This window comes from Pseudomonas sp. BN102, from assembly GCF_029871245.1.
Lineage (GTDB): Bacteria > Pseudomonadota > Gammaproteobacteria > Pseudomonadales > Pseudomonadaceae > Metapseudomonas.
In genome coordinates this window covers 1-23,279 of record NZ_SSON01000020.1, presented here as the reverse complement: position 1 = coordinate 23,279, position 23,279 = coordinate 1, and the positions used below count along the sequence as shown (strand labels likewise).

The window sequence follows — 23,279 nt, the reverse complement described above, 5'->3', positions numbered from 1 at the left end:
AAGCCGGGTTCTTCATTTCTGCGGGCAGGAATTCTGAATGAGAAAGAAAATCAAAACCAATGCTTGACTCGAAAATGAGAATCGTTATTATTGCCTCAACTGGTCGCAAGATCAGCCGGTAAGCTGGGAGACCACGCAGTCGGACTCTTCAGATTTATCTCCTCATCAGGCTAATCACGGTTTTCGACCCGGCAAATTGCCGGGTCTTTTTTTGCCCGCGATTCGGCGGTCGCGCCGATCGCCCCGCCCTGTGCGCTCAGCGCGCGGCCGGGACCTGCCGACGCATCTCGGCACAGTGGTCGATGGGCGGCAATGCCGCGGTGTACCAGACATAGTCCGCAGCGCCCTGCTCCACCGACTTGCCCACCTCGGACAGGATTAGCACCGCATTGCCCTCGGCCTGCCCCAGATCCGCCAGGTGCAGGGGTACACCAAGGTCGCGGCGCACATGGAAGGCGCCGGCGAGCAGCAGTGCCGGGGCAGGTGCGGCAAGGAGGCGCCCCGCCATGCGTCGGTCCCGCTGCTGCTGGACGGCCAGCATCGCCGGCATCTGCGATTCCGGCAGCAAGCCACAGTGCGACTCGCCAATCTGCGCCAGCAACGGCCCGCGGACAGAAGCGGCGGAGGACAAGCTTCCTTGCAGATCGGGCCGTGTCGCGTAGATGCGCTTGATCTCGCTGCGGTCGAGATTCGCCGCCAACAGCGGATAGGGTTGTGCCAACGCGTGCCGCACTATCGGGCCGTAGACCGCCCAATCCCAGTTCTTCTGCCAGGACAGAGCCTGGGGCAGGTCCGCAGGCAATGGCGCCCCTCGCAACGCATCCACCCTTGCCTGCTGGACAGGATCGAGCATCTCCAGCAACAGGCTGCCCTGCTGCCGGCGCGCTTCCAGTGCCTGCAGCAACCAGAGTTGCAGGGCGTGGTGGTCGGGGTTGTCGTGCTGTTCGCCAACCAGCACCCGCGGTATGGGGGCCAGCCGGTCGACCAGTTGCTCCGGAGTCAGCCGCTCGCCGCTGCGCAGGTCGAGGATCACACCCAGTTCGGCGCTGTCGCGGCCTCCGGGGCTCTGCCACTCGGGCAGGGGCGGCAAACTCTGGCAGGCGGCCAGCAGGCCGATGAAGAAAAACAGGAGAACACGCATTGAAAGTCCTTGTTCGAGTCAGCGGGCAACTATCAGGGGATGGCCTCGTTCCGGATGGCGCTGCACCAGGACCTCCAGGCCGAACACGGCCTTGAGGGGCTCGGCCTGGAGCACCTGCTCCGGTGGCCCCAGCACGTGGGGCCGGCCATCGGCGAGCAGCAGCAGGCGATCGCAATAGCGGGCGGCCAGGTTGAGGTCGTGGAGGATCACCAGCACGGCAACGCCGCGCTCGGCGAAGCTGCGCACAGCTTGCAGGGTGGTGTGCTGGTGCAGCGGATCAAGCATGGAGGTGGGTTCATCCAGCAGCAGCACCTGTCCGGCCTCACCCGGCCAGAGCTGCGCCAGCACCCGCGCCAGGTGCACGCGCTGGCGCTCACCGCCGGAAAGCGCCAGGTAACTGCGCCCGGCAAGATGGCAGGCATCCGCCGCCGCCAAGGCCTCGGCCACCACTTCGGCATCCCTTGCGCCGCCGGTGTCGTGGGGCAAGCGGCCCATGCCCACCACTTCCTCGACACGAAAGGCGAAATTCAGCGTCGAGCTCTGCGGCAGCACTGCCAGGCGCCGCGCCCGCTGCGGACCGCTCCAGTCGCCCAGCGCGCGGTCGTCCAGGCTGACCCTGCCGCCCGCCGTGGGCACCTCGCCGCACAGCGCGCCCAGGAGCGTGCTCTTGCCCGCACCGTTCGGTCCCAGCACGCCGAGCACTTCACCGGGCCGCAGGTCCAGGTCGACCCCGGCCAGCACTTGTTTGCCGCCGCGCAGCACGTCCAATTGTTCCGCGCGCAGCATCAGTGACGCCCCCGCAGCAACAGATAAAGGAAGAACGGCGCGCCGATCAGTGCGGTGACTATGCCGATGGGCAACTCGGCCGGCGCCAGCGCCAGGCGCGCCACCAGGTCGGCCAGCAGCATCAGGCTGGCTCCGGCCAGTGCGGAGGCCGGCAGCAGGATGCGATGATCCGGCCCGGCCACCAGACGCACCAGGTGGGGCACCACGAGGCCGATGAAGCCGATCAGCCCGGCGGCCGCTACGGCAGCGCCGACACTCAGGGCGGTGCAGAACACCAGCTCGCGCTTCAACCGCTCCACGTCGAAGCCCAGGTGGCGCGCCTCGGATTCGCCCAGCAGCAAGGCGTTCAGGGCCTTGGCCCGGCGTGGCAGCCAGAACACCACGAAGAAGGTAACGATCAGCAGCGGCCAGAGCCGCGAGTAACTGGCGCCGTTGAGGCTGCCCATGTTCCAGAAGGTCAGGCTGCGCAGGGTCGCGTCATCGGCCAGATAGGTGAAGAGCCCGATGACGGCGCCGGCCAGGGCCGTCAGGGCGATGCCGGCGAGCAGCATGGTCGCCACGCTGGTCTGGCCGTCGCGGCGCCCAAGGCGATACACCAGCATGGTCACCCCCAGGCCGCCAGCGAAGGCGCAGACCGACAGCAGGTATGGCGCGAATGTCTCCGGCAGGCCACCCATCGCCGAGCCGCTGACTATGGCCAGGGCGCCGCCCAGGGCCGCACCGCTGGATACCCCCACCAGCCCGGGATCGGCCAGGGGGTTGCGGAACAACCCCTGCATGGCCACGCCGGACAATGCCAGCACGGCGCCCACAGCCAACCCGAGCAGGGTGCGCGGCAGGCGGATCTGGCCGAGGATCAGTTCCGCCTGCTCCAGGCCCTCGCCGGAAAATGGCAGGCCGGCCAGACGCAATGCGGCGCGCAGGGTCTCTCCCAGCGGCAGGCTCACCGGGCCAAGCGCAAGGGACAGCCAGAGCGCCAGCAGCAGAAGAATGCCCAGTGCGATGAACAATGGGCGGGAATGAAGTGACGTGATCATGGCTGGCTCGGGCTTTTCTCGGTCAGGGCCGGAGCCGAAGGATAGAACCCGGCGGACAGCGCGGCCATGCCCTCGGGCAGGCGCGGGCCGAGGCCGCCCACCAGCAGGGTCGGGTCGAGGCTGAGCAGGCGGCTATCACGCGCGGCGCGAGTGGCGGCCAGAGCCGGGTTCTGCTGGAGCAGCGCCTGCCTCGCCGCGTCACCTTCCAGGCGGCGATCGGCGATCACGACAATGTCCGGGTCCAGGGCGGCCAGGGCCTCGTTGGAGATCGCCTTGTAGCCCTGATGGTCGGTCAGGTTTAGCCCGCCTGCCCGCTCGATCAACCAGGCCGCGGCGGTGTCCTTGCCGGCCGCCAGCGGGCTGCTGCCAGCATGGCCGAGGAGGAACAGCACCCGCGGCGCGCGCTGCGTCTGCTGCACCTTGGCCACCCAGTCCGCCTGGCGCTGCAGGCGCTGGCTGTAATCGGCAAAGGCCTCGTTGGCGCGCGCTTCGTTGCCCAGCAGGGAGCCGACCAGCTTGAGATTCCTCTCCAGGGTGGCCAGATCGGCCGTGGACGCCAGACGCTCGATGCGTACGCCGGCGGCGATGACCTGGGCCAGCACGGGCGGCGGGCCCATCTCCTCGGTGCCCACGAGAATGTCCGGGCGCAGCGAGAGGATGCCCTCAGCCGCCAGCTGCCGCTGGTAGCCGATGCTGGGCAAGGCCTTCAACGCCTCGGGATGCTGGCTGGTGGTGTCCACGCCCACCAGCTTGTTCTGGCCGCCCAGAGCCACGACCCATTCGCTGATCGAACCACCGGCGCTGACCCAGCGTTGCTGCAGGGGCTCGGACGCGGCGGCCTGGTGGGAAAACAGCAGGGCCGCGCAGAAGCTGGCCAGACCGATAACTAGACGCATCGAAACAACTCCATCGCAGAATGCGGGAAACGGCAACGCCCTGTGCACACAGGGCGTTGTTCTGGATCGGGGCGCAACGCGCCCGGGTAGCTCTAGCTCAGAGCGACGGCACACCTTCCGCCAGGGCTCGCCAGTCTTCCCGCTCAGCAATACCGGGTTTACGCGCGCCGAACAATTGAACGACCAATTCGCCGTCGGCATCGAAGGCCTCCCAGCTGGTGATCACGCCGTCGCTGCTGGGCTTGCGCACGCGCCACAGCTCGGTGACCCCGGCGGTCTGCAGGTGCAGGTTGAACTCCGGGTCGAGCACGTTGAACCAGGTATCCAGCCGTTTGAGGTTGCTCACGGTGCCACTGTGGATCTGGATGCAGTGACGGTTACCGACGAACACCATGATCGGCACCTGCCGCTCGCCGGCCGCCTGCAGCAGGCGAGGCAGTTCGCTGGTGTCCAGCGGCTCGGCCCATTGGCTGCCGGCCAGGCGCAGCGCCTGCGTACGCGCAGCGCCATGCTTCTTCAACAGGGCGAAGAAATGGTGGGTGTCCTTGAGGGCCGCCCAACCTTCGCGCAGGGCCTCCACCTCGATCTCGGCATCCGGCTTGATCAGCGCAGACTCGGGCTGCGGCTGCAGATCGAGTTCGGCGCTCTGCTCCTCGGTGCGGAAACGCTCCACCAGCGGCTCCCAGGCGGACAGCTGGCTGTCGTCGGTGAGGAACACCTTGTGTACCGCCACACCCTGCCTGTCGAAAATCTGAATGCTGCGCTGGGTGCCGCGCGAGGTCTCCTCCGCGACCGCGAACACGCTGGACCAGCCGCCCATGAACAGGCGCAGATCGATATCGGCCGAGACCACCAGCCCCAGCTGACCGTTGGCCATCACGGAAACCTCGCGGTAGTAGCCTTTGCGCTCATGGACGCAATGTTCGTTGCGGGTCAGCGCCATGATGTAGCCAAGCTCACCCAGAGCCGGCAGCAGGCTGGCCCACTCCGGGCGCAGGCGCACCGCATCCACTCCCAGGCGGCTGGCAGTCAGCTCGGCCTCGCTGACGGACAGGCGCTCGGCGGCGTCCCGGGCACGCAGGCGCGGCTGCTCCGCGCGCAGGCTTTGCCAGGCCTGGTAGAGAGGGGAAACCAAAGCGGAATCCAGGGTTTGCAGGGTCATCAGAAGCTCCTTGTAAAATTAGCGACTCGCCGACAGGGCGAACTCAATGGGAATGCGCACGCGACTAGGCACCGGCTGGCCATTCAGCGTCTCGGGACGAAAACGCCAGGCGGAAACGGCATCCAGGGCAGATCGGTCCAGGCTTTCCACGCCGGACGAGCGAAGCAGCCTTATCTCCCGCAGCAGGCCCGCCTCGTCAAGCCGAACCTCCACCAGCACCAGGCCCTGAAGATTGCGGCGCCGCGCCTGGGCCGGGTAGATCGGCGGCTTGGGCGGCGAAAGGAAGGCCGGCTCTTGGCTGAAGACTTCGGTCAATGCAGGCCTGGCCGGCGCTTGCGGTGTGCTGGCGACCGGCCGCGCCTCGCCCCGACTGGGCGGAGTCACGACTGACTGCAGCTTGGCGGGCTCGGCCGGGCGAGGCTTGGCCGATTCAGCCCAGGCAACGGGCGACTCCAGCCTGGGTTTGCTGGCGACCACAGGCGTCGGCCTAGAGGCCCGAATCGGTTTCGCCGGCCTGACCTGCGTCTGCACAGGCTGCTGCGAAGCAACAGCACGGGCCGGAGTCGGCTTCGGCTCCGGACTGACCAACTGGACCATCACGGCCGACGCCTCCTCCACTTCCACGCCCACATCCTCCCGCAGGCCATACAGGAACCACCCCACGCCGGCGTGCAGGGCCAGAGAAAAGCTGAAGTAGAGCGGGAAACGCGGCATCGTGGCTCGGCAACTTTGTAATGCGAATTCATTTGATAATTATTTGCATTTGCCTGTCAATGGCACTATGGTCCTCCACCGAAATCAACTTGCGATCACCAGCAAGACCCGAGATCGAGCCCGAAGCAGCGAGAAAATCAGCCAATCAGGGCTCCTTCACCGCCGGAAACGAACCGGCGTCTCCCAACCGGCTTCTGGTACGCCTTTGCAATCGGGGAGTTCCCATGGCGCTTCGTCCGCCCTTTGCCCGTCGATCCGGGCTTGCCTTGCTACTGCTCTGCCCATCCCTTGCCCTGGCCGCCGAGAAGGCCATCACCCAGTTCGATACGGTCACTGTGACCGCCACCCGCAGCGAGCAGCGCCTCGACCAGGTGCCGAGCACGGTGTCGGTGCACACCGAGCGCGATATCGATCAGAAGAACGTGAACAACATCAGGGACCTGGTGCGCTATGAGCCGGGCGTCTCGGTCAGCGGCACCGGCAGCCGCTTCGGCCTGACCGGGTTCACCATCCGCGGCATAGGCGGCAATCGCGTACTGACCCAGGTGGATGGCGTTTCCGTACCGGATGCCTTCAACTTCGGCCCCTTCCTGAATGCCCAGCGCAATTACATCGACCCGGACATCGTCAAGCAGGTGGAGATCATCCGCGGCCCGGCCTCGTCCCTGTACGGCAGCGACGCCATCGGTGGGGCGGTGAGCTTCCTGACCAAGGATGCCGCCGATTACCTGGACGAGGGCAATGACGCCTACGCCCGGCTGAAGACCGGCTACAGCAGCGCCGATAACAGCTGGCTGCGCAGCGCCACCTTCGCTGCCCGCCAGGGCTCGCTGGACGGCGTGCTCCACCTCGGTCGCCGTACCGGCGACGAAACTGAAACCTTCGGCGGCCGCGGCGGTGGCGGCAGCGGTCGTGAGGAAGCCAACCCGCAGGACATCACCACCGACAACCTGCTGGCCAAGCTGGGCTGGAACTATGCCGGCAACGACCGCCTGCAGCTGAGCTACGAGCGTTACCAGGATGACATCGATACCCGCGTTCTCAGCGAGGCCTCGACCCTCACCTCTACTTCGCTGGGCGGTGGCATGTTCAGCAATGCCCTGACCGCGGCCAGCAATGCCACCGACAGCACTGATCGCGAACGCATCAGCCTGGAGCACCAACTGGAGCTGAATACTGCCTTCGCCGACCAACTGAAATGGCAGCTCAACCACCAGGACAGCCAGATTCGCCAGCAGACCGAGCACAATCGCTACAGCTGGGTCGCCTTCAACCGCAATCCGACGCCACCCGCCTCGGCCTTCGAGCGCCTGCGCACCCGTGATTCGGTCTACGAAGAGAAGCTCTGGTCCGTCAATGGCCAGCTGGACAAGCATTTCGCCGTCGGCGACACGCAGCACCACCTGATCTACGGTGTCGACCTCAAGCGTCTGGAAAGCAGCGACCTGCGCAAAGGCAGCGAGATTCGCGTCAGCACCGGCCAACCGCTTCCGCCGGCGTTCGGTGCGGAAACCTTCCCGCTGAGCGACTTCCCCGATCCGGTCACCCACGAGTACGCCCTGTTCGTCCAGGACAGCATCGAGATCGGCCGCTGGACGCTGTTGCCGGGCCTGCGCTACGACTACTACGAACTCAAGCCGGATGCGACGCCGGAGTACCTGAACAGCAATCCGGTGGACCGCAACCCGTCGGACTTCAACGACCACGCGCTGTCGCCCAAGCTTGGCGTCACCTACCGACTGGACGACGCCCACAGCCTCTACGGCCAGTACGCCGCGGGCTTCAAGGCGCCGGAGCCTGTGGATATCTTCGGTGAGTTCGTCAACGCGGGGATGGGCTACCAGACCATTGCCAATACCCGTCTGAAGCCGGAAACCAGCGACAGCTATGAAATCGGTTTGCGCGGCAAGTACGACGTCGGCAGCTTCGGCGTGGCGCTGTTCTACAACCGGTACGAGGATTTCATCGAGCAGGTGACCATCCCCGATCCGACCGGCAACAACCTGCTCACCTTCCAGTCGCAGAACCTGAACAAGGTGACCATCCGCGGCGCCGAGGCCAAGGGTGAACTCTTCCTCGGCAGCTTCGGCCTGCCCGTCGGCACCCGCCTGCTCGGCACCATCGCCTATGCCCGCGGCAAGAACGAGGAAACCGGCGCGCCGATCAACAGCATCGACCCGCTCAAGGCAGTCGTCGGCCTGGGCTACGTCGAACCGACGGGCAAATTCGGCGGCGACCTGGCCTGGACGCTGGTCAAGGCCAAGGACCGTATCGATCAGTCGAACAACGCCAGTGTGCGCATCAGCGAGCAGTTCGCCACGCCGGGTTACGGCACCCTGGATCTGAACACCTGGTGGCAGGTCACCGAGGCCGTCTCGGTGAACGCCGGCCTGTTCAACCTGACTGACAAGCAGTACTGGCAGTGGGGGGACGTCCAGGGCCTGGATGCCAACAGCCGCAGCCTGGGCCGCTACACCCAGCCGGGTCGCAACGCCTCGGTCAACCTGGTCTGGGAGATCTGACCTCTTTCAGCGCAGGGACGCGCTCCCCCCTTGGCAAGACACGGCGGTGCGGGATAATGCCCGCCTGCCTTGGAGACGCCGATGATCCTGCTCTGCCGCCCCGATGAATTGGCCGAAGGCCAGAGCCGGGGCTTTCTGATTGATGGACTGAAAATTCTGCTAGTGCGTAAGCATGGGCGAGTCCATGCCTACGAAAACCGCTGCCCGCATCGGGGCATTCCGTTGGAGTGGCTGCCGGACCAGTTCCTCGACCAGAGCGGCAGCCTGATCCAGTGCGCGACCCACGGCGCGCTTTTTCTCATCGAGTCCGGCGAGTGCGTCGCCGGGCCCTGCGCCGGTGAGGCGCTGCTGCAACTGACCCTCAGCGAAGACGCCAACGGCATCTGGCTGCACGGCGACGCCTGAGGCTCAGTGCCTCACATCGAGGCGACGACAGACGCGGACCTCGTCAGGCGTCAGCTCCACGCCGTAGGCCAGCACTTCGACCCCGGCGGCAACCGCTTCGCGCAAGGTTGCTGCGTAGGCCGGGTCGATCTCGTCGGCCGCACGCACCGCCTCGATACCGGAAAGGTTCACGCAGTACAGCTGCACCGCCCGCATGCCCTGGCGCGCCAGGGCGGCCAGCTCGCGCAGGTGCTTGCTGCCGCGCTGGGTGACGGCGTCGGGGAAGGCGGCCACCGGCGTTCCGTCGAAGCCCAGGGTCACACTCTTCACTTCGACGAAGGCCGGACCGGCCGGGAAATCCAGACGGAAGTCGGCGCGGCTGTTCTCCAGCCCGTAGGCCACTTCTCGTTTTAAGGCGTCGAAGCCTGCCAGTTCGGCGATGACACCCGCCTGCAACGCCTCCTCCACCAGGGCATTGGCGCGGGCGGTGTTCACGCAGGCCAGGCGGCCCTGGGGCGTCTCGGCGATTTCCCACGTGCCGGGCAGCTTGCGCTTCGGGTCGTTGGAGCGACTGAACCAGACCCGGCAACCTTCACTCATGCAGTTCAGCATCGAGCCGGTATTGGGGCAGTGGATGGTCAGCAGCTCGCCGTGGGTGGTCTCGATATCTGCGAGGAAGCGCTTGTAACGCCGCAGCAGCCTGCCCTCCTCCAGGGCCGGGGCGAATCTCATTGCCCCGCCCAACTCTTCAGGCCACGGGCCAGGCGCTGCACCGCCTCTTCCAGGCGCGGCAGGCTCTGGGTGTAGGCGAAGCGCACATGCTGGCCCGCCTGGTTGCGGCCGAAGTCCAGCCCGGGAGTGAACGCCAGGTGCTCGGTCTCGATGAAATGGCGGCAGAAGGCATAGGCGTCGCCGCCGAAGGCGGAGATATCCGCATAAAGATAGAAGGCGCCTTCCGGCTCAACGGCGATGCCGAAGCCCAGTTCGCGCAGGGCCGGCAGCAGGTAGTCACGGCGGCGGGCGAACTCGCCGCGGCGCTGCTCGAGGATCTCCAGCGTCTGCGGCTGGAAGCAGGCCAGCGCCGCGTACTGGGCCATCGAGGGCGCGCTGATGTAGAGGTTCTGCGCCAGCTTCTCCAGTTCGGGCACTGCATCCGGCGGTGCCACCAGCCAGCCAAGGCGCCAGCCGGTCATGCCGAAATACTTGGAAAAACTGTTCAGCACAAAGGCATCGTCGTCCACTTCCAGCACGCTGCTGGCATCCATGCCGTAGGTGAGGCCATGGTAGATCTCGTCCACCACCAGATGGCCGCCGCGAGCCTTGAGGGTCTGCGACAGGGCCGCCAACTCGTCGGCGTGCAGCACGGTGCCGGTGGGATTGGCCGGGGACGCGACCAGGGCGCCCACGCTGTCGGCATCCCAGTGCCGCTCGACCAGTTGCGGGGTCAGTTGATAACGCGTCTCCGGGCCCACTGGCACCAGTTGCGCGCCGCCTTCCACCAGGCGCAGGAAGTGCCGGTTGCAGGGGTAGCCGGGGTCGGCCAGCAGCCAGTGCCGACCCGGATCCACCAGCAGGCTGCTGGCCAGGAGCAGCGCTCCGGAGCCTCCGGGGGTGATGAGAATGCGTTCTGGGTCTATGTTCAACCGATAGCGCGATGCATAGAAGCCGGCAATGGCTTCGCGCAACTGCGGCAACCCGCGAGCGGCGGTGTAACGGGTATGCCCGGCGGCCAGGGCTGCCTGCCCGGCCTGGACGATGGGCTCGGCAGTACCGAAGTCCGGTTCGCCGATCTCGAGGTGGATCACGTCGTGACCCGCCGCCTGGAGTTCGTTGGCACGGGCCAGCAGGGCCATGACGTGGAAGGGTTCGATGGCGCGGCTGCGCGCACTGTAGGACTGAGCCATTGGCCTTCCTTTATTAAGGCAAAGAGAGGATTCTACCCAATGGTCCCTGGACGCTGCAGCATGCTTGACATCGGGGAGTGGCGCACCCGGATTTGATCTGGTAAGTTCGCCCGCTTGCAGCCGCAGGGCCGGCACCGCCGGCGATGGACCATAATCCTGCGCAATGGATTAAGAAAGTGAGAGGCGGCCATCCATGCCCACCAATGCAAAACAACAGAACAGCCAGTTGATTCGTGGCTTCGTGCCCTACCAAGAAACCAAGGGCGAGGAGTACATGAGCGACCGCATGCGCGCTCACTTCACCAACATCCTCAACAAGTGGAAGCAGGAGTTGATGGAAGAGGTGGATCGTACCGTGCACCACATGCAGGACGAAGCCGCCAACTTCCCCGACCCGGCCGACCGCGCCAGCCAGGAAGAAGAGTTCAGCCTGGAACTGCGTGCACGCGACCGCGAGCGCAAGCTGATCAAGAAAATCGACGAGACCCTCCAGCTGATCGAAGACAACGATTACGGCTGGTGCGATTCCTGTGGCGTCGAGATCGGCATCCGCCGCCTGGAAGCCCGCCCCACCGCTACCCTCTGCATCGACTGCAAGACCCTGGCGGAAATCAAGGAAAAGCAACTCGGCTCCTGATGCCGAAACGGGGCGCCAAAGGCGCCCCGTTGCTTTATAGCGATAGCGCCCGGCCCCATGACGTCTCCTCTCTATATCGGGCGCTTCGCCCCCACGCCTAGCGGCTATCTGCATTTCGGCTCGCTGGTTGCTGCCCTCGCCTCTTACCTGGACGCCCGCGCTGTCGGCGGTCGCTGGCTGCTGCGCATGGAAGACCTGGACCCGCCGCGCGAGGTCGAAGGCGCCCAGGCGGCGATCCTCGGCACGTTGGAAAGCTACGGCTTCGAGTGGGATGGCGAAATGGTTCGACAGAGCGAGCGCCATGACGCCTACGACGAGGTAATAGACCACCTCTTCAGCATGGGCCTGGCCTATGCCTGCACCTGTTCGCGCAAGCAGCTGGAAGGCCACCAGGGCGTCTACCCGGGCTATTGCCGCAATGCCCAGCACCCGCAACAGGATGCCGCCATCCGCATTCGCGTCCCCGAACTGCAGTATCAGTTCGTCGACCGTGTGCAGGGTGAATACCGCCAGCATCTGGGCCGGGAAGTGGGCGACTTCGTCATCCGCCGCCGCGACGGCCTCTACGCCTACCAGCTGGCGGTGGTGCTGGACGACGCCTGGCAGGGCGTCACCCATGTGGTGCGCGGCGCCGACCTGCTGGATTCGACTCCGCGCCAGTTCTACCTGCAGGAACTGCTGGGATTTTCGCAGCCGCGCTACCTGCATGTGCCACTGATCATCCAGCCGGACGGCCACAAGCTGGGCAAGTCCTACCGCTCCCCACCGCTACCTGCCGACAGCGCCGGACCGCTGCTGGCACGCGCACTGCGCGCCCTGGGCCAGGAGCCTCCGGCGGAGCTCGCCGGCTACCGTCCCCGCGAAGTGCTGGACTGGGGCATCGCCCACTGGGATGCCGAACGCATCCCGCATTGTCGCACCCAGGCCGAAGCGCAGCTGCGCTAGCCACTCGCGGCACGACGGGGCATTCGCTACCATCGCCGCAGACACGACGAGAAATGTGGCATGTATATCTATCGACTGGTCCTGCTCCTGGTAGTGGGGATCTACCTGTTCTCCCCCGCCATCATGGATTGGTGGATCGACCCCAATGGCGCCTGGTACCGACCTTACCTGCTGTGGCTGATCCTGATCGTGGTGACCTTCATCCTGCAGAGTCAACGCGATGCTGATGAGCTTTAGCCTCACCCAACTGCTGCTGATCAGCGCCGCCTACCTCCTGGCCTTGTTCAGCGTGGCCTGGCTCAGTGACCGGGGCTTCGTGCCGCGCTGGATCATCCGCCATCCGCTGACCTACACCCTGTCCCTGGGCGTCTACGCCAGCGCGTGGGCCTTCTACGGCACGGTCGGCCTGGCCTATCAGTACGGCTACGGTTTCCTCGCCAGCTACTTGGGCGTCTCCGGCGCCTTCCTGCTGGCGCCGGTGCTGCTCTACCCCATACTGCGCATCACCCGCACCTACCAGCTGGCGTCTCTGGCCGACCTCTTCGCCTTCCGCTTCCGCAGCACCTGGGCCGGTGCCCTGACCACGGTGATCATGCTGATCGGCGTGCTGCCGCTGCTGGCCCTGCAGATCCAGGCAGTGGCCGACTCCATCGGCATCCTCACCCGCGAACCGGTGCACAACCGCGTGGCCCTGGGCTTCTGCGCCCTGATCACCCTGTTCACCATCCTCTTCGGCGCACGCCACATCGCCACGCGCGAGAAACACGCCGGGCTGGTGTTCGCCATCGCCTTCGAGTCGGTAGTCAAGCTGGTCGCCCTGGGCGGCATCGGTCTCTACGCCCTGTACGGGGTGTTCGGCGGCCCCCGCGAACTGGAACTCTGGCTGCTGCAGAACCAGGCAGCGCTCTCCACCCTGCACACCCCGTTGCAGGAGGGCCCCTGGCGCACCCTGCTGCTGGTGTTCTTCGCCTCGGCGATCGTCATGCCGCACATGTACCACATGACCTTCACCGAGAACCTCAACCCGCGCGCCATGGTCAGCGCCAGCTGGGGCCTGCCGTTGTTCCTGCTGCTGATGAGCCTGGCCATCCCGTTGATCCTCTGGGCCGGACTCAGGCTGGGCGCCACTACCAACCCGGAATACTTCACCCTGGGCCTCGGCATAGCGGTGGACAATCCCGCACTGGCGCTGCTTGCCTACGTCGGCGGCCTCTCCGCCGCCAGTGGACTGATCATCGTGGTGACACTGGCCCTCTCCGGCATGGCCCTCAACCACCTGGTGCTGCCGCTCTACCAACCGCCGGCCGAGGGCAACATCTACCGCTGGTTGAAGTGGACCCGCCGCGCCCTGATCGCCGCCATCATCATGGCCGGCTACGGCTTCTACCTGCTGCTGGGTGCCGAGCAGGACCTCTCCAACCTCGGCATAGTCGCCTTCGTCGCCACCCTGCAGTTCCTCCCCGGTGCGCTTTCCGTTCTCTACTGGCCGACCGCCAATCGCCGCGGCTTCATCGCCGGCCTGCTGGCCGGCTTCGGGGTCTGGCTGTTCAGCATGCTGCTGCCCCTGATCGGCAACCTGCAGGGCATCTACCTGCCGCTGTTCAACGCCATCTACGTGCTGGACGACACCAGCTGGCACATCGCGGCCATCGCCTCCCTGGCGGCCAACGTGCTGATCTTCACCCTGATATCGCTCTTCACCGAAGCCAGCCCGGAAGAGCGCAGCGCAGCCGAAGCGTGCACCGTTGACAACGTACGCCGGCCGCAACGCCGCGAGCTGGTGGCCGGATCGCCCCAGGAGTTCGCCACCCAACTGGCCAAGCCCCTGGGCGCCAAGACCGCGCAGAAGGAAGTGGAACAGGCGCTGCGCGACCTGCACCTGCCCTTCGACGAGCGCCGCCCGTACGCCCTTCGCCGCCTGCGCGACCGGATCGAGGCCAACCTCTCCGGCCTGATGGGCCCGAGCGTGGCCCAGGACATGGTGGAAACCTTCCTGCCCTACAAGTCCGGCAGTGAGAGCTACGTCACCGAGGACATCCACTTCATCGAAAGCCGGCTGGAGGACTACCACTCGCGCCTCACCGGCCTCGCCGCCGAGCTCGATGCCCTGCGCCGTTATCACCGACAGACCCTGCAAGAGCTGCCCATGGGCGTCTGCTCCCTGGCCAAGGACCAGGAGATCCTCATGTGGAACCGCGCCATGGAGGAGCTGACCGAAATCCCCGCGCAACGGGTAGTGGGCTCGCGCCTGTCCACCATCGCCGAACCCTGGAAAAGTCTGCTGGAAGGCTTCATCAACCTGCCTGACGAGCACCTGCACAAGCAACGCCTGACCCTGGAGGGCCAGGCCCGCTCGTTGAACCTGCACAAGGCGGCGATCGAGGAACCCCTGGCGCCGGGCAGCAGTGGCCTGGTGCTACTGGTCGAGGACGTCACCGATACCCAGTTGCTGGAAGACAAGCTGGTGCACTCCGAGCGCCTGGCCTCCATCGGCCGCCTGGCCGCCGGCGTCGCCCACGAGATCGGCAACCCCATCACCGGCATCGCCTGCCTGGCGCAGAACCTGCGCGAAGAGAGGGAAGGCGACGGCGAGCTGAAGGAGATCAGCAGCCAGATCCTCGAACAGACCAAGCGCGTCTCGCGCATCGTCCAGTCGCTGATGTCCTTCGCCCACGCCGGCGGCCGCCAACAGGCCAGCGAACCGGTATGCCTGGCCGAGGTGACCCAGGACGCCATCGGCCTGCTGTCGCTGAACAAGCGCAGCGTCGAAGTGAACTTCTTCAACCTCTGCGATCCGCGCCACATAGCCGAGGGCGACCCGCAGCGCCTCGCCCAAGTGCTGATCAACCTGCTGTCGAACGCCCGCGACGCCTCCCCTGTGGGTAGCGACATCCGCGTACGCAGCGAAGCCTCGGAGCACACCGTGGACCTCATCGTCGAAGACGAGGGCAGTGGTATTCCGAAGGCGATCATGGACCGGTTGTTCGAACCGTTCTTCACCACCAAGGACCCAGGGAAAGGGACCGGCCTTGGCCTTGCACTGGTCTATTCGATCGTGGAAGAGCATTATGGACAGATAACCATCGAAAGCCCGGCCGACTCCGAGCACCAGCGCGGCACCCGAATCAGGGTGACGCTGCCTCGTTTTGTCGAAGCGACATCCGCCGTGAGCTGAGACCGTCTAGAGAGCCGAATTAATGCCGCACATTCTGATCGTCGAAGACGAAACCATCATTCGCTCTGCCTTGCGACGCCTGCTGGAACGTAACCAGTACCAGGTCAGCGAGGCAGGTTCCGTACAGGAGGCTCAGGAGCGCTATAGCATTCCGGGCTTCGATCTGATCGTCAGCGACCTTCGCCTGCCAGGCGCCCCCGGAACCGAACTGATCAAGCTGGCCCAGGGCACCCCGGTGCTGATCATGACCAGCTACGCCAGCCTACGCTCGGCGGTGGACTCGATGAAGATGGGCGCGGTCGACTACATCGCCAAACCCTTCGATCACGATGAAATGCTCCAGGCCGTCGCGCGCATCCTCAAGGAACGCCAGGAGGCCAGGTCGGCCCCGAGCGAACGCCCCAGCACCAGCCGCGGCGGCGACAAGGCAGCAGCAAGCAACGCCGACGGCGAGATCGGGATCATCGGTTCCTGCCCGCCGATGCTCGAGCTCTACAGCAAGATCCGCAAGGTCTCCCCAACCGACTCCACCGTGTTGATCCAGGGCGAATCCGGCACCGGCAAGGAGCTGGTTGCGCGCGCCCTGCACAACCTATCCCGCCGTGCCAAGGCGCCGCTGATCTCGGTCAACTGCGCAGCTATCCCGGAAACCCTGATCGAATCCGAACTCTTCGGCCACGAGAAAGGCGCCTTCACCGGCGCCTCCGCCGGCCGCGCCGGCCTGGTGGAAGCGGCCGATGGCGGTACCCTGTTCCTCGACGAGATCGGCGAACTGCCGCTGGAGGCCCAGGCGCGACTGCTGCGGGTGCTGCAGGAAGGCGAGATCCGCCGCGTGGGTTCGGTGCAATCGCAGAAAGTCGATGTGCGCCTGATCGCTGCGACCCACCGCGACCTCAAGACCCTGGCCAAGACCGGCCAGTTCCGCGAGGACCTGTATTACCGCCTGCACGTAATCTCGCTGAAACTCCCCGCCCTGCGCGAGCGCGGTAACGACGTGCTCGAGATCGCGCGCTCCTTCCTGGCGCGGCAATGCGCGCAGATGGGGCGCGAGGGCCTGCGCTTCGCCACCGATGCCGAACAGGCGATCCGCCATTACAGCTGGCCGGGCAACGTGCGTGAACTGGAGAACGCCATCGAGCGCGCGGTGATTCTCTGCGAGAGCCCCGACATCTCGGCGGACCTGCTGGGTATCGACATCGAGCTGGACGACCTGGAAGACGAGGACTTCAACGAAGCCGCACCCCTCGCACAGGCCAACAACACCGCGCACGAGCCGACCGAGGACCTGTCCCTGGAAGACTACTTCCAGCACTTCGTGCTGGAGCACCAGGACCACATGACCGAGACCGAGCTGGCCCGCAAGCTGGGCATCAGCCGCAAATGCCTGTGGGAGCGCCGTCAACGCCTGGGTATCCCGCGCCGCAAATCGGGCGCTGCTGCCGGTCCTTGAGCGGCCGACCGGGGTGACAACCCGGGAACACTCCAGTTCCCCGCGCTGTTACCCCACCTAACATCACGTAACAAAGCCGGGTCTAAAGGTAACGAAAACCCGGCTTTTTTTTGCCCACAGCTTTACCAGGCACCCACGCAAGTCATTGATTTACAAGGAATCGTAAAAGTTGGCACGGCATCTGCTTTATCTACGGCACAACAACAATAACAAACGCTGAACCCCACAATAAAAACAAGACGTATCGACTCCAGCACAACAAAAACAAGACAGCGGAGGCGCAGCTAACTGATTCTTTTGGAGAGGAGTTGCCTTTGGGGCTCGCCCCACAACCAGACCGAGAACAATAAAACTGCCCACAGGCAGCACCCGTACTGGTTGGGTCACGGAATGATCATGGCACCATCAGCGTCCAAACAAATCCGTTTGCTATTACCCCTCGTATGGAGGGCATTTCCAGGAGCTACATGCTTGCTGGATCGGGTCGAACAACAAGAACACCAAGCCCGAAACAATAAAAACAAAGCACGCACCAATTTGGGGGGGAGCTTCGGCTCCCCCAGTAGCTTTGACACCTGTCAGCCCTTTCCTTCACCATCCCCCCTCCCAGTGCTAGAATCCGCGGCCATCGTGCGCCCATATCCTTTTCTGGCCGTCCATTCCGCAAAACAGTGCATCCCATGCTGAAGAAGCTGTTCCAGTCTTTCCGTTCTCCCCTTCGCCGCGCCCAGCATCCGCGCAGCACTCCCGAAGTACTGGGCAACAATCAGCATTCGCTGCGCCGCGCGGACATCAGCCGCAACGCCGTCATGGTGGTCGAGCGCCTGCAGAAGGCCGGCTACCAGGCCTACCTGGTGGGCGGATGTGTCCGCGACCTGCTGTTGAACCTGCGCCCCAAGGACTTCGATGTGGCCACCAACGCCACCCCGGAACAAGTCCGCGCCGAATTCCGTAACGCCCGGGTGATTGGCCGCCGCTTCAAGCTGGCCCATGTGCAGTTCGGCCGGGAGATCATCGAAGTCGCCACCTTCCGCGCCCATCACGCGCAAGGCGAGGACGAAGAAGACAGCAACCAGGCATCGAGCAACGAAAGCGGTCGCATTCTGCGCGACAACGTCTACGGCAGCCTGGAAGATGACGCCCAGCGCCGCGACTTCACCATCAATGCGCTGTATTACGACCCGACCACCGAGCGCATCCTCGACTACGCCCACGGCGTGCACGACATCCGCAATCGCCTGGTGCGCCTGATCGGCATCCCCGAGCAGCGCTACCAGGAAGACCCTGTGCGCATGCTCCGCGCCGCGCGTTTCGCCGCCAAGCTGGGCTTCGAGATCGAGAAACACAGCGCCGCGCCCATTCGCCGCCTCGCCCCCATGCTGCGCGAGATTCCCTCGGCGCGCCTGTTCGACGAAGTGCTCAAGTTGTTCCTCGGCGGAAAAGCCGAACGTACCTTCGAGCTGCTGGTGGAATATGACCTCTTCGCACCGCTGTTCCCGGCCAGCGCCGCAGCCCTGGAACGTGACCCCGAATACACCGGACGCCTGATCCGCCAGGCCCTGGCCAACACCGACCAGCGCATCCACCAGGGCAAGCCGGTCACCCCCGCGTTCCTCTTCGCCGCCCTGTTGTGGCCGGCCATGCCCGCACGCGCTGCGCAGCTCCAGGAACGCGGCATGGCGCCTATTCCGGCCATGCAGGAAGCCGCCCACGGCCTGATCATGGAACAGGTCCAGCGCACCGCCATTCCGAAGCGTTTCAGCATCCCGATCCGCGAGATCTGGGACATGCAGGAACGCCTACCCCGCCGCAGCGGCAAGCGCGCCGACCTGCTGCTGGAGAATCCGCGGTTCCGCGCCGGCTACGACTTCCTCCTGCTGCGCGAAAGCGCCGGTGAACAGACCGATGGCCTGGGCGACTGGTGGACCGACTACCAGGACGCCAGTGACAGCCAGCGCCGCAACATGATCCGTGAGCTGAGCAACAAGGACGACCAACCCGCCGGCCAGCGACGCCGCCGCGGTGGCGGCCGTCGTCGCCGAGGCCCGCGCAGCGAAGGCGCCCCCGGCACCTCGAGCGACTGATCATGGAACGCGTCTTCATCGGCCTCGGCAGCAATCTCGCCGAGCCCGTCAGCCAATTGCGCGGCGCTCTCGCGGCACTGGACGAGCTGCCGCAGACCCACTTGGCGGCAGTGTCCTCGCTCTACGCCAGCGACCCCCTTGGGCCGCCGGACCAGCCCCGCTACGTCAACGCCGTCGCCGCCCTGGACACCGAACTGGCGCCGCTGCAATTGCTGGACGCCCTCCAGGCCATCGAACTGGCCCAGGGCCGTGTGCGCAAGGATGAGCGCTGGGGCCCACGCACCCTCGACCTGGACATTCTCCTGTTCGGTCAGCGTCGGATCGACGAGCCGCGCCTGCAGGTCCCGCACTACCACATGCACGCCCGTGCCTTCGTGCTCTATCCGCTGGCGGAGATCGCCGGCAACCTGCAGCTGCCCGACGGGAGTCCGCTGCAGGCCCTGCTGGACGCCTGCCCCTTCGAAGGCCTGGAACGCCTGGCCGACCTGGCGGTAACGCCGTAACAGGTCGGTAACACCTGCAATTGACTTCATGCCCCCCCATCGGGACTATAAGCGTCCCGTTGCCCCGTGCCGGTGCCAACCGGTGCCGATGAGGACGTTTTCATGCCTGATGTGACCCTGACCACCCTGCAACAGCTCAAGCTGAAGGGCGAGAAAATCGCCATGCTGACGGCCTACGATGCCACTTTCGCCCAGGCTGCCTGCCAGGCCGGCGTGGATGTGCTGCTGGTGGGCGATTCCCTTGGCATGGTTCTGCAAGGCCATGACAGCACCCTGCCGGTCAGCGTGGCCGACATGGCGTATCACACCGCGGCGGTGAAGCGCGGTAACCAGGGCGCGATGATCATCAGCGACCTGCCGTTCATGGCCTACGCCAGCCTCGAGCAGACCTTCACCAATTGCGCCGCCCTGATGCAGGCCGGCGCCCATATGGTCAAGCTGGAGGGGGCGGCCTGGCTGGCCGAACCCATTCGCCTGCTGGCCGAGCGCGGCATCCCGGTCTGCGCCCACCTGGGACTGACTCCGCAAGCCGTGAACATCTTCGGCGGCTTCAAGGTCCAGGGCCGCCAGGAAGCCCAGGCACGTCAGCTGCGCGCCGACGCCATGGCCCTGGAGCAGGCCGGCGCAGCCATGCTGCTGCTGGAGTGCGTGCCCAGCGAGCTGGCCGCCGAAATCACCCAGTCGGTGAAGATCCCGGTGATCGGCATTGGCGCCGGCAGCGCCACCGATGGCCAGGTGCTGGTCCTGCACGACATGCTGGGCCTCTCCCTCACCGGCCGCACGCCCAAGTTCGTGAAGAACTTCATGGAAGGCCAGGGCAGTATCCAGGCGGCCCTGGCGGCCTACGTCAATGCCGTCAAGGACGTCACCTTCCCCGCAGCCGAACACGGATTCTCCGCATGAACACCGTCAAGACCGTCCGCGAACTGCGCGCGGCCGTCGCACGCGCGCGTAGCGAAGGCAAGCGCATCGGCTTCGTGCCGACCATGGGCAACCTCCACGCCGGGCACATCGCCCTGGTGGGGAAGGCCAGCCAGCGTGCCGATTTCGTGGTCACCAGTATCTTCGTCAACCCGCTGCAGTTCGGCCCCAACGAAGACCTGGCCAAGTACCCGCGCACCCTGGTCGCCGACCAGGAGAAGCTGGTGGCCGCCGGTTGCCACCTGCTGTTCCACCCGAACGTCGAGGAGATGTATCCGGACGGCATGCAGGGCCAGACCCGCGTCAATGTGCCCCTGGTCTCCGAAGGCCTCTGCGGTGGCAGCCGCCCCGGCCATTTCGAAGGCGTCGCCACCGTGGTCAGCAAGCTGTTCAACATGGTCCAACCCGATCTCGCGGTGTTCGGCGAGAAGGACTTCCAGCAACTGGCGGTGATCCGCAAGCTGGTTCGCGACCTGAACATGCCGATCCAGATCATCGGCGAGCCCACCGCCCGCGCCGAGGACGGCCTGGCGCTGTCGTCGCGCAACGGTTTCCTGGACGATGCCCAGCGAGCCGTGGCACCCGCCCTCTACCGCACCCTGCAGCAACTGGCCGGAGCCATCCGCCAGGGCCGTCGCGACTTCACCGCACTGGAGCAGGAAGGCCGGGAAGAGCTGACCAAGGCCGGCTTCCGTCCCGATTACCTGGAAGTCCGCGAGGCGCTGAGCCTGCGCCCCGCAGGCCTCCAGGATCAGCAACTGGTAATACTGGGTGCGGCCTTCATGGGTAACACCCGCCTGATCGACAACCTTGCCTTCAACCTCGAAGCGCAAGCCTGACCACTGTCCCCGGCAGCCTTGAACCCCCTCCGGGGTTCGGGCAAACTCAGCCGCCGCCCGCGCCCCGACGAGGAAATGCCATGCACGCCATCATGCTCAAGGCCAAACTGCACCGCGCCGAAGTGACCCACGCCGTGCTCGACTACGAAGGTTCCTGCGCCATCGATGGCGAATGGCTGGATCTCTCCGGCATCCGCGAGTACGAGCAGATCCAGATCTACAACGTCGACAACGGCGAGCGTTTCACCACCTACGCCATCCGCGCCGAAAACGGCTCGCGGATGATTTCGGTGAACGGCGCCGCGGCGCACAAGGCCAAGGTAGGCGACCGCGTGATCATCTGCGCCTACGCCCACTACAGCGAGGCCGAACTCGCCAATTTCAAACCGCGTATGCTGTACATGGCTCCGGGCAACGAACTCAGCCACACCAGCAACGCGATTCCGGTACAGGTCGCCTGAGGCCGGATTGCCTCTTGACCCGAAGCCCGGATAGTTCCGGGCTTTTTCATAAGTCGCACACAGGTACGCCATGGATCACCACCTGACGCCGCTAGATGTCACCCAACTACCCAGCTGGACCGCCCTGCAACGCCACCGCCAGGATCTGAACGGATTCAGCCTGCGCCAGGCCTTCGCCGACGACCCCGAGCGCTTCCAGCACTTCAGCCTCAACGCCTGCGGCCTGCTGCTGGACTTCTCGAAGAACCTGATCCGCGCCGACAGCCTGGCCCTGTTGGTCAGGCTGGCCGAGGAAGCGCGGCTGGACGATGCCATCAAGGCGATGTTCCGCGGCGAGGTGATCAACACGTCCGAGCGCCGCCCGGTGCTGCACACCGCCCTGCGCCGGCCGATCGGCGACAAGGTCCAGGTCGAAGGCGTCGACGTGATGCCCGAGGTGCACCGTGTGCTGCACCGGATGACCGAGCTGGTGGGCCATGTGCACAACGGTCTGTGGCGCGGCTACACCGAGCGGCCGATCACCGACGTGGTCAATATCGGCATCGGCGGCTCCTTCCTCGGCCCGCAGCTGGTTTCCGAAGCCCTGCTGCCGTTCGCCCAGAAGGGCGTGCGCTGCCACTACCTGGCCAATATCGACGGCAGCGAGTTCCGCGAGCTGGCCTGCCGGCTGAATGCCGAGACCACCCTGTTCATCGTCTCCAGCAAGTCCTTCGGCACCCTGGAAACCCTGAAGAACGCCCAGGCCGCGCGCGCCTGGTACCTGGCCCAGGGCGGCAGCGAGGAAGAGCTGTACCGCCACTTCATCGCCGTCTCCTCGAACCGCGAAGCGGCGGTGGCCTTCGGCATCCGCGAAGAGAACATCTTCCCCATGTGGGACTGGGTCGGCGGCCGCTACTCACTGTGGTCGGCCATCGGCCTGCCGATCGCCATGTCCATCGGCATCTCCAACTTCAAGGAGCTGCTGTCCGGCGCCTACAGCATGGACCAGCATTTCCAGGACACGCCGTTCGAGCGCAACATCCCGGTGATCCTCGGCCTGCTCGGCGTCTGGTACGGCGACTTCTGGGGCGCGCGCAGCCACGCGATCCTGCCCTACGACTACTACCTGCGGAACTTCACCGACCACCTGCAGCAACTGGACATGGAGTCCAACGGCAAGAGCGTGCGCCAGGACGGCACACCGGTCAGCGCCGGCACCGGCCCGGTGATCTGGGGCGGCGTCGGCTGCAACGGCCAGCACGCCTACCACCAGTTGCTGCACCAGGGCACCCAGCTGATCCCCGCCGACTTCATCGTGCCGGTGTCCAGCTACAACCCGGTGGCCGACCACCACCAGTGGCTGTTCGCCAACTGCCTGTCGCAGAGCCAGGCGCTGATGCTCGGCAAGTCCCGCGCCGAAGCCGAGGCCGAACTGCGCGCCCAGGGCCTGGCGGAGGCCGAGGTGCAGCGCCTGGCGCCGCACAAGGTGGTGCCGGGCAACCGCCCGAGCAACACCCTGGTGATGGAACGCATCAGCCCGCGCCGCCTGGGCGCGCTGATCGCCATGTACGAGCACAAGGTCTATGTGCAGAGCGTGCTCTGGGGCATCAACGCCTTCGACCAGTGGGGCGTGGAACTGGGCAAGGAGCTGGGCAAGGGCGTCTATTCGCGCCTGACCGGCCAGGAGGAAAGCACGGCCGAGGATGGTTCGACCCAGGGCCTGATCGACTTCTTCCGCG

21 protein-coding genes are annotated in these 23,279 nt (G+C 65.6%); 13 read left to right on the top strand and 8 right to left on the bottom strand.

What is annotated here, in order from left to right; translation table 11 throughout:
* Nucleotides 1–256: 256 nt before the first annotated feature.
* The 6 genes from E8F12_RS02315 to E8F12_RS02290 all read right to left on the bottom strand — a co-directional run bounded on the left by E8F12_RS02315 (nucleotide 257) and on the right by E8F12_RS02290 (nucleotide 5,736).
* A complete protein-coding gene (locus E8F12_RS02315; RefSeq protein ID WP_280323683.1) occupies nucleotides 257–1,141 on the bottom strand; it encodes a ChaN family lipoprotein in 885 nt (294 codons plus the stop codon).
* An 18-nt stretch (nucleotides 1,142–1,159) separates the two neighbouring features.
* Nucleotides 1,160–1,927, bottom strand: a complete 768-nt coding sequence (locus tag E8F12_RS02310) for a heme ABC transporter ATP-binding protein (protein WP_280323681.1) — start codon at nucleotides 1,925–1,927, stop codon at nucleotides 1,160–1,162.
* Nucleotides 1,927–2,910: an iron chelate uptake ABC transporter family permease subunit gene (locus E8F12_RS02305; protein WP_280323697.1), complete on the bottom strand. Its 984-nt coding sequence runs from the start codon at nucleotides 2,908–2,910 to the stop codon at nucleotides 1,927–1,929. Before E8F12_RS02305 ends, E8F12_RS02310 begins: the two co-directional genes overlap by 1 nt.
* 50 nt (nucleotides 2,911–2,960) lie before the next feature.
* A complete protein-coding gene (locus E8F12_RS02300; protein ID WP_280323680.1) occupies nucleotides 2,961–3,860 on the bottom strand; it encodes an ABC transporter substrate-binding protein in 900 nt (299 codons plus the stop codon).
* 97 nt (nucleotides 3,861–3,957) lie between these two features.
* Nucleotides 3,958–5,022 (bottom strand): ChuX/HutX family heme-like substrate-binding protein, encoded by a 1,065-nt coding sequence (locus E8F12_RS02295; RefSeq protein ID WP_280323679.1) that lies wholly within the window; start codon nucleotides 5,020–5,022, stop codon nucleotides 3,958–3,960.
* An 18-nt stretch (nucleotides 5,023–5,040) separates the two neighbouring features.
* Nucleotides 5,041–5,736: an energy transducer TonB gene (locus tag E8F12_RS02290; protein ID WP_280323678.1), complete on the bottom strand. Its 696-nt coding sequence runs from the start codon at nucleotides 5,734–5,736 to the stop codon at nucleotides 5,041–5,043.
* A gap of 224 nt (nucleotides 5,737–5,960) precedes the next feature.
* On the opposite strand from E8F12_RS02290, the gene E8F12_RS02285 reads away from it, so the two are divergent.
* Nucleotides 5,961–8,258 (top strand): TonB-dependent hemoglobin/transferrin/lactoferrin family receptor, encoded by a 2,298-nt coding sequence (locus tag E8F12_RS02285; RefSeq protein ID WP_280323677.1) that lies wholly within the window; start codon nucleotides 5,961–5,963, stop codon nucleotides 8,256–8,258.
* 81 nt (nucleotides 8,259–8,339) lie between these two features.
* Nucleotides 8,340–8,663 (top strand): Rieske (2Fe-2S) protein, encoded by a 324-nt coding sequence (locus tag E8F12_RS02280; protein WP_280323676.1) that lies wholly within the window; start codon nucleotides 8,340–8,342, stop codon nucleotides 8,661–8,663.
* 3 nt (nucleotides 8,664–8,666) lie between these two features.
* Here the strand turns inward: E8F12_RS02280 and sfsA are convergent, their stop codons facing one another.
* Complete coding sequence (gene sfsA, locus E8F12_RS02275; RefSeq protein ID WP_280323675.1) at nucleotides 8,667–9,374, bottom strand: DNA/RNA nuclease SfsA; 708 nt, start codon at nucleotides 9,372–9,374, stop codon at nucleotides 8,667–8,669.
* Nucleotides 9,371–10,546, bottom strand: coding sequence for a pyridoxal phosphate-dependent aminotransferase (locus E8F12_RS02270; protein WP_280323674.1), 1,176 nt, complete (start codon nucleotides 10,544–10,546; stop codon nucleotides 9,371–9,373). Before E8F12_RS02270 ends, sfsA begins: the two co-directional genes overlap by 4 nt.
* A 193-nt stretch (nucleotides 10,547–10,739) precedes the next feature.
* Here E8F12_RS02270 and dksA point away from each other — a divergent pair, with 193 nt between their 5' ends.
* From dksA to pgi, 11 genes are all read left to right on the top strand, one after another.
* Nucleotides 10,740–11,183, top strand: a complete 444-nt coding sequence (dksA, locus tag E8F12_RS02265; protein ID WP_028630036.1) for an RNA polymerase-binding protein DksA — start codon at nucleotides 10,740–10,742, stop codon at nucleotides 11,181–11,183.
* Between the two features lie 57 nt (nucleotides 11,184–11,240).
* On the top strand, nucleotides 11,241–12,128 hold the full coding sequence (gene gluQRS, locus E8F12_RS02260; protein WP_280323673.1) for a tRNA glutamyl-Q(34) synthetase GluQRS: 888 nt from the start codon (nucleotides 11,241–11,243) through the stop codon (nucleotides 12,126–12,128).
* A gap of 60 nt (nucleotides 12,129–12,188) precedes the next feature.
* Complete coding sequence (locus E8F12_RS02255; RefSeq protein ID WP_003095129.1) at nucleotides 12,189–12,365, top strand: hypothetical protein; 177 nt, start codon at nucleotides 12,189–12,191, stop codon at nucleotides 12,363–12,365.
* On the top strand, nucleotides 12,349–15,303 hold the full coding sequence (locus E8F12_RS02250) for a sensor histidine kinase (protein ID WP_280323672.1): 2,955 nt from the start codon (nucleotides 12,349–12,351) through the stop codon (nucleotides 15,301–15,303). The genes E8F12_RS02255 and E8F12_RS02250 overlap by 17 nt, the downstream gene beginning before the upstream one ends.
* A 22-nt stretch (nucleotides 15,304–15,325) precedes the next feature.
* Nucleotides 15,326–16,753: a sigma-54 dependent transcriptional regulator gene (locus E8F12_RS02245; RefSeq protein WP_280323671.1), complete on the top strand. Its 1,428-nt coding sequence runs from the start codon at nucleotides 15,326–15,328 to the stop codon at nucleotides 16,751–16,753.
* 680 nt (nucleotides 16,754–17,433) lie between these two features.
* Nucleotides 17,434–18,837 carry a polynucleotide adenylyltransferase PcnB gene (locus E8F12_RS02240; protein ID WP_280323670.1) on the top strand — a complete coding sequence of 468 codons (1,404 nt, stop codon included), beginning with the start codon at nucleotides 17,434–17,436 and terminating at the stop codon, nucleotides 18,835–18,837.
* Nucleotides 18,838–18,839: 2 nt separating this feature from the next.
* The gene (gene folK, locus E8F12_RS02235; RefSeq protein WP_280323669.1) at nucleotides 18,840–19,340 is read left to right on the top strand and encodes a 2-amino-4-hydroxy-6-hydroxymethyldihydropteridine diphosphokinase; all 501 of its coding nucleotides are present in this window, start codon (nucleotides 18,840–18,842) and stop codon (nucleotides 19,338–19,340) included.
* 102 nt (nucleotides 19,341–19,442) lie between these two features.
* On the top strand, nucleotides 19,443–20,243 hold the full coding sequence (gene panB / locus E8F12_RS02230; RefSeq protein WP_280323667.1) for a 3-methyl-2-oxobutanoate hydroxymethyltransferase: 801 nt from the start codon (nucleotides 19,443–19,445) through the stop codon (nucleotides 20,241–20,243).
* On the top strand, nucleotides 20,240–21,100 hold the full coding sequence (gene panC / locus E8F12_RS02225; protein WP_280323665.1) for a pantoate--beta-alanine ligase: 861 nt from the start codon (nucleotides 20,240–20,242) through the stop codon (nucleotides 21,098–21,100). The genes panB and panC overlap by 4 nt, the downstream gene beginning before the upstream one ends.
* A gap of 80 nt (nucleotides 21,101–21,180) precedes the next feature.
* A complete protein-coding gene (panD, locus tag E8F12_RS02220) occupies nucleotides 21,181–21,561 on the top strand; it encodes an aspartate 1-decarboxylase (RefSeq protein WP_028630028.1) in 381 nt (126 codons plus the stop codon).
* A 70-nt stretch (nucleotides 21,562–21,631) separates the two neighbouring features.
* The coding region (pgi, locus tag E8F12_RS02215) for a glucose-6-phosphate isomerase (protein ID WP_280323663.1) at nucleotides 21,632–23,279 on the top strand (1,648 nt) is incomplete at its 3' end.

Bases quoted from the DNA above. Each gene is read 5' to 3' on its own strand.
- gluQRS (WP_280323673.1), top strand. From the start codon at position 11,241: ATGACGTCTCCTCTCTATATCGGGCGCTTCGCCCCCACGCCTAGCGGC.
- folK (WP_280323669.1), top strand. From the start codon at position 18,840: ATGGAACGCGTCTTCATCGGCCTCGGCAGCAATCTCGCCGAGCCCGTC.
- E8F12_RS02285 (WP_280323677.1), top strand. From the start codon at position 5,961: ATGGCGCTTCGTCCGCCCTTTGCCCGTCGATCCGGGCTTGCCTTGCTA.
- E8F12_RS02250 (WP_280323672.1), top strand. From the start codon at position 12,349: ATGCTGATGAGCTTTAGCCTCACCCAACTGCTGCTGATCAGCGCCGCC.
- E8F12_RS02255 (WP_003095129.1), top strand. From the start codon at position 12,189: ATGTATATCTATCGACTGGTCCTGCTCCTGGTAGTGGGGATCTACCTG.
- E8F12_RS02310 (WP_280323681.1), bottom strand. From the start codon at position 1,927: ATGCTGCGCGCGGAACAATTGGACGTGCTGCGCGGCGGCAAACAAGTG.
- E8F12_RS02240 (WP_280323670.1), top strand. From the start codon at position 17,434: ATGCTGAAGAAGCTGTTCCAGTCTTTCCGTTCTCCCCTTCGCCGCGCC.
- E8F12_RS02245 (WP_280323671.1), top strand. From the start codon at position 15,326: ATGCCGCACATTCTGATCGTCGAAGACGAAACCATCATTCGCTCTGCC.
- panB (WP_280323667.1), top strand. From the start codon at position 19,443: ATGCCTGATGTGACCCTGACCACCCTGCAACAGCTCAAGCTGAAGGGC.
- E8F12_RS02295 (WP_280323679.1), bottom strand. From the start codon at position 5,022: ATGACCCTGCAAACCCTGGATTCCGCTTTGGTTTCCCCTCTCTACCAG.
- E8F12_RS02280 (WP_280323676.1), top strand. From the start codon at position 8,340: ATGATCCTGCTCTGCCGCCCCGATGAATTGGCCGAAGGCCAGAGCCGG.
- dksA (WP_028630036.1), top strand. From the start codon at position 10,740: ATGCCCACCAATGCAAAACAACAGAACAGCCAGTTGATTCGTGGCTTC.
- panC (WP_280323665.1), top strand. From the start codon at position 20,240: ATGAACACCGTCAAGACCGTCCGCGAACTGCGCGCGGCCGTCGCACGC.
- E8F12_RS02290 (WP_280323678.1), bottom strand. From the start codon at position 5,736: ATGCCGCGTTTCCCGCTCTACTTCAGCTTTTCTCTGGCCCTGCACGCC.
- E8F12_RS02270 (WP_280323674.1), bottom strand. From the start codon at position 10,546: ATGGCTCAGTCCTACAGTGCGCGCAGCCGCGCCATCGAACCCTTCCAC.
- E8F12_RS02300 (WP_280323680.1), bottom strand. From the start codon at position 3,860: ATGCGTCTAGTTATCGGTCTGGCCAGCTTCTGCGCGGCCCTGCTGTTT.
- E8F12_RS02315 (WP_280323683.1), bottom strand. From the start codon at position 1,141: ATGCGTGTTCTCCTGTTTTTCTTCATCGGCCTGCTGGCCGCCTGCCAG.
- sfsA (WP_280323675.1), bottom strand. From the start codon at position 9,374: ATGAGATTCGCCCCGGCCCTGGAGGAGGGCAGGCTGCTGCGGCGTTAC.
- panD (WP_028630028.1), top strand. From the start codon at position 21,181: ATGCACGCCATCATGCTCAAGGCCAAACTGCACCGCGCCGAAGTGACC.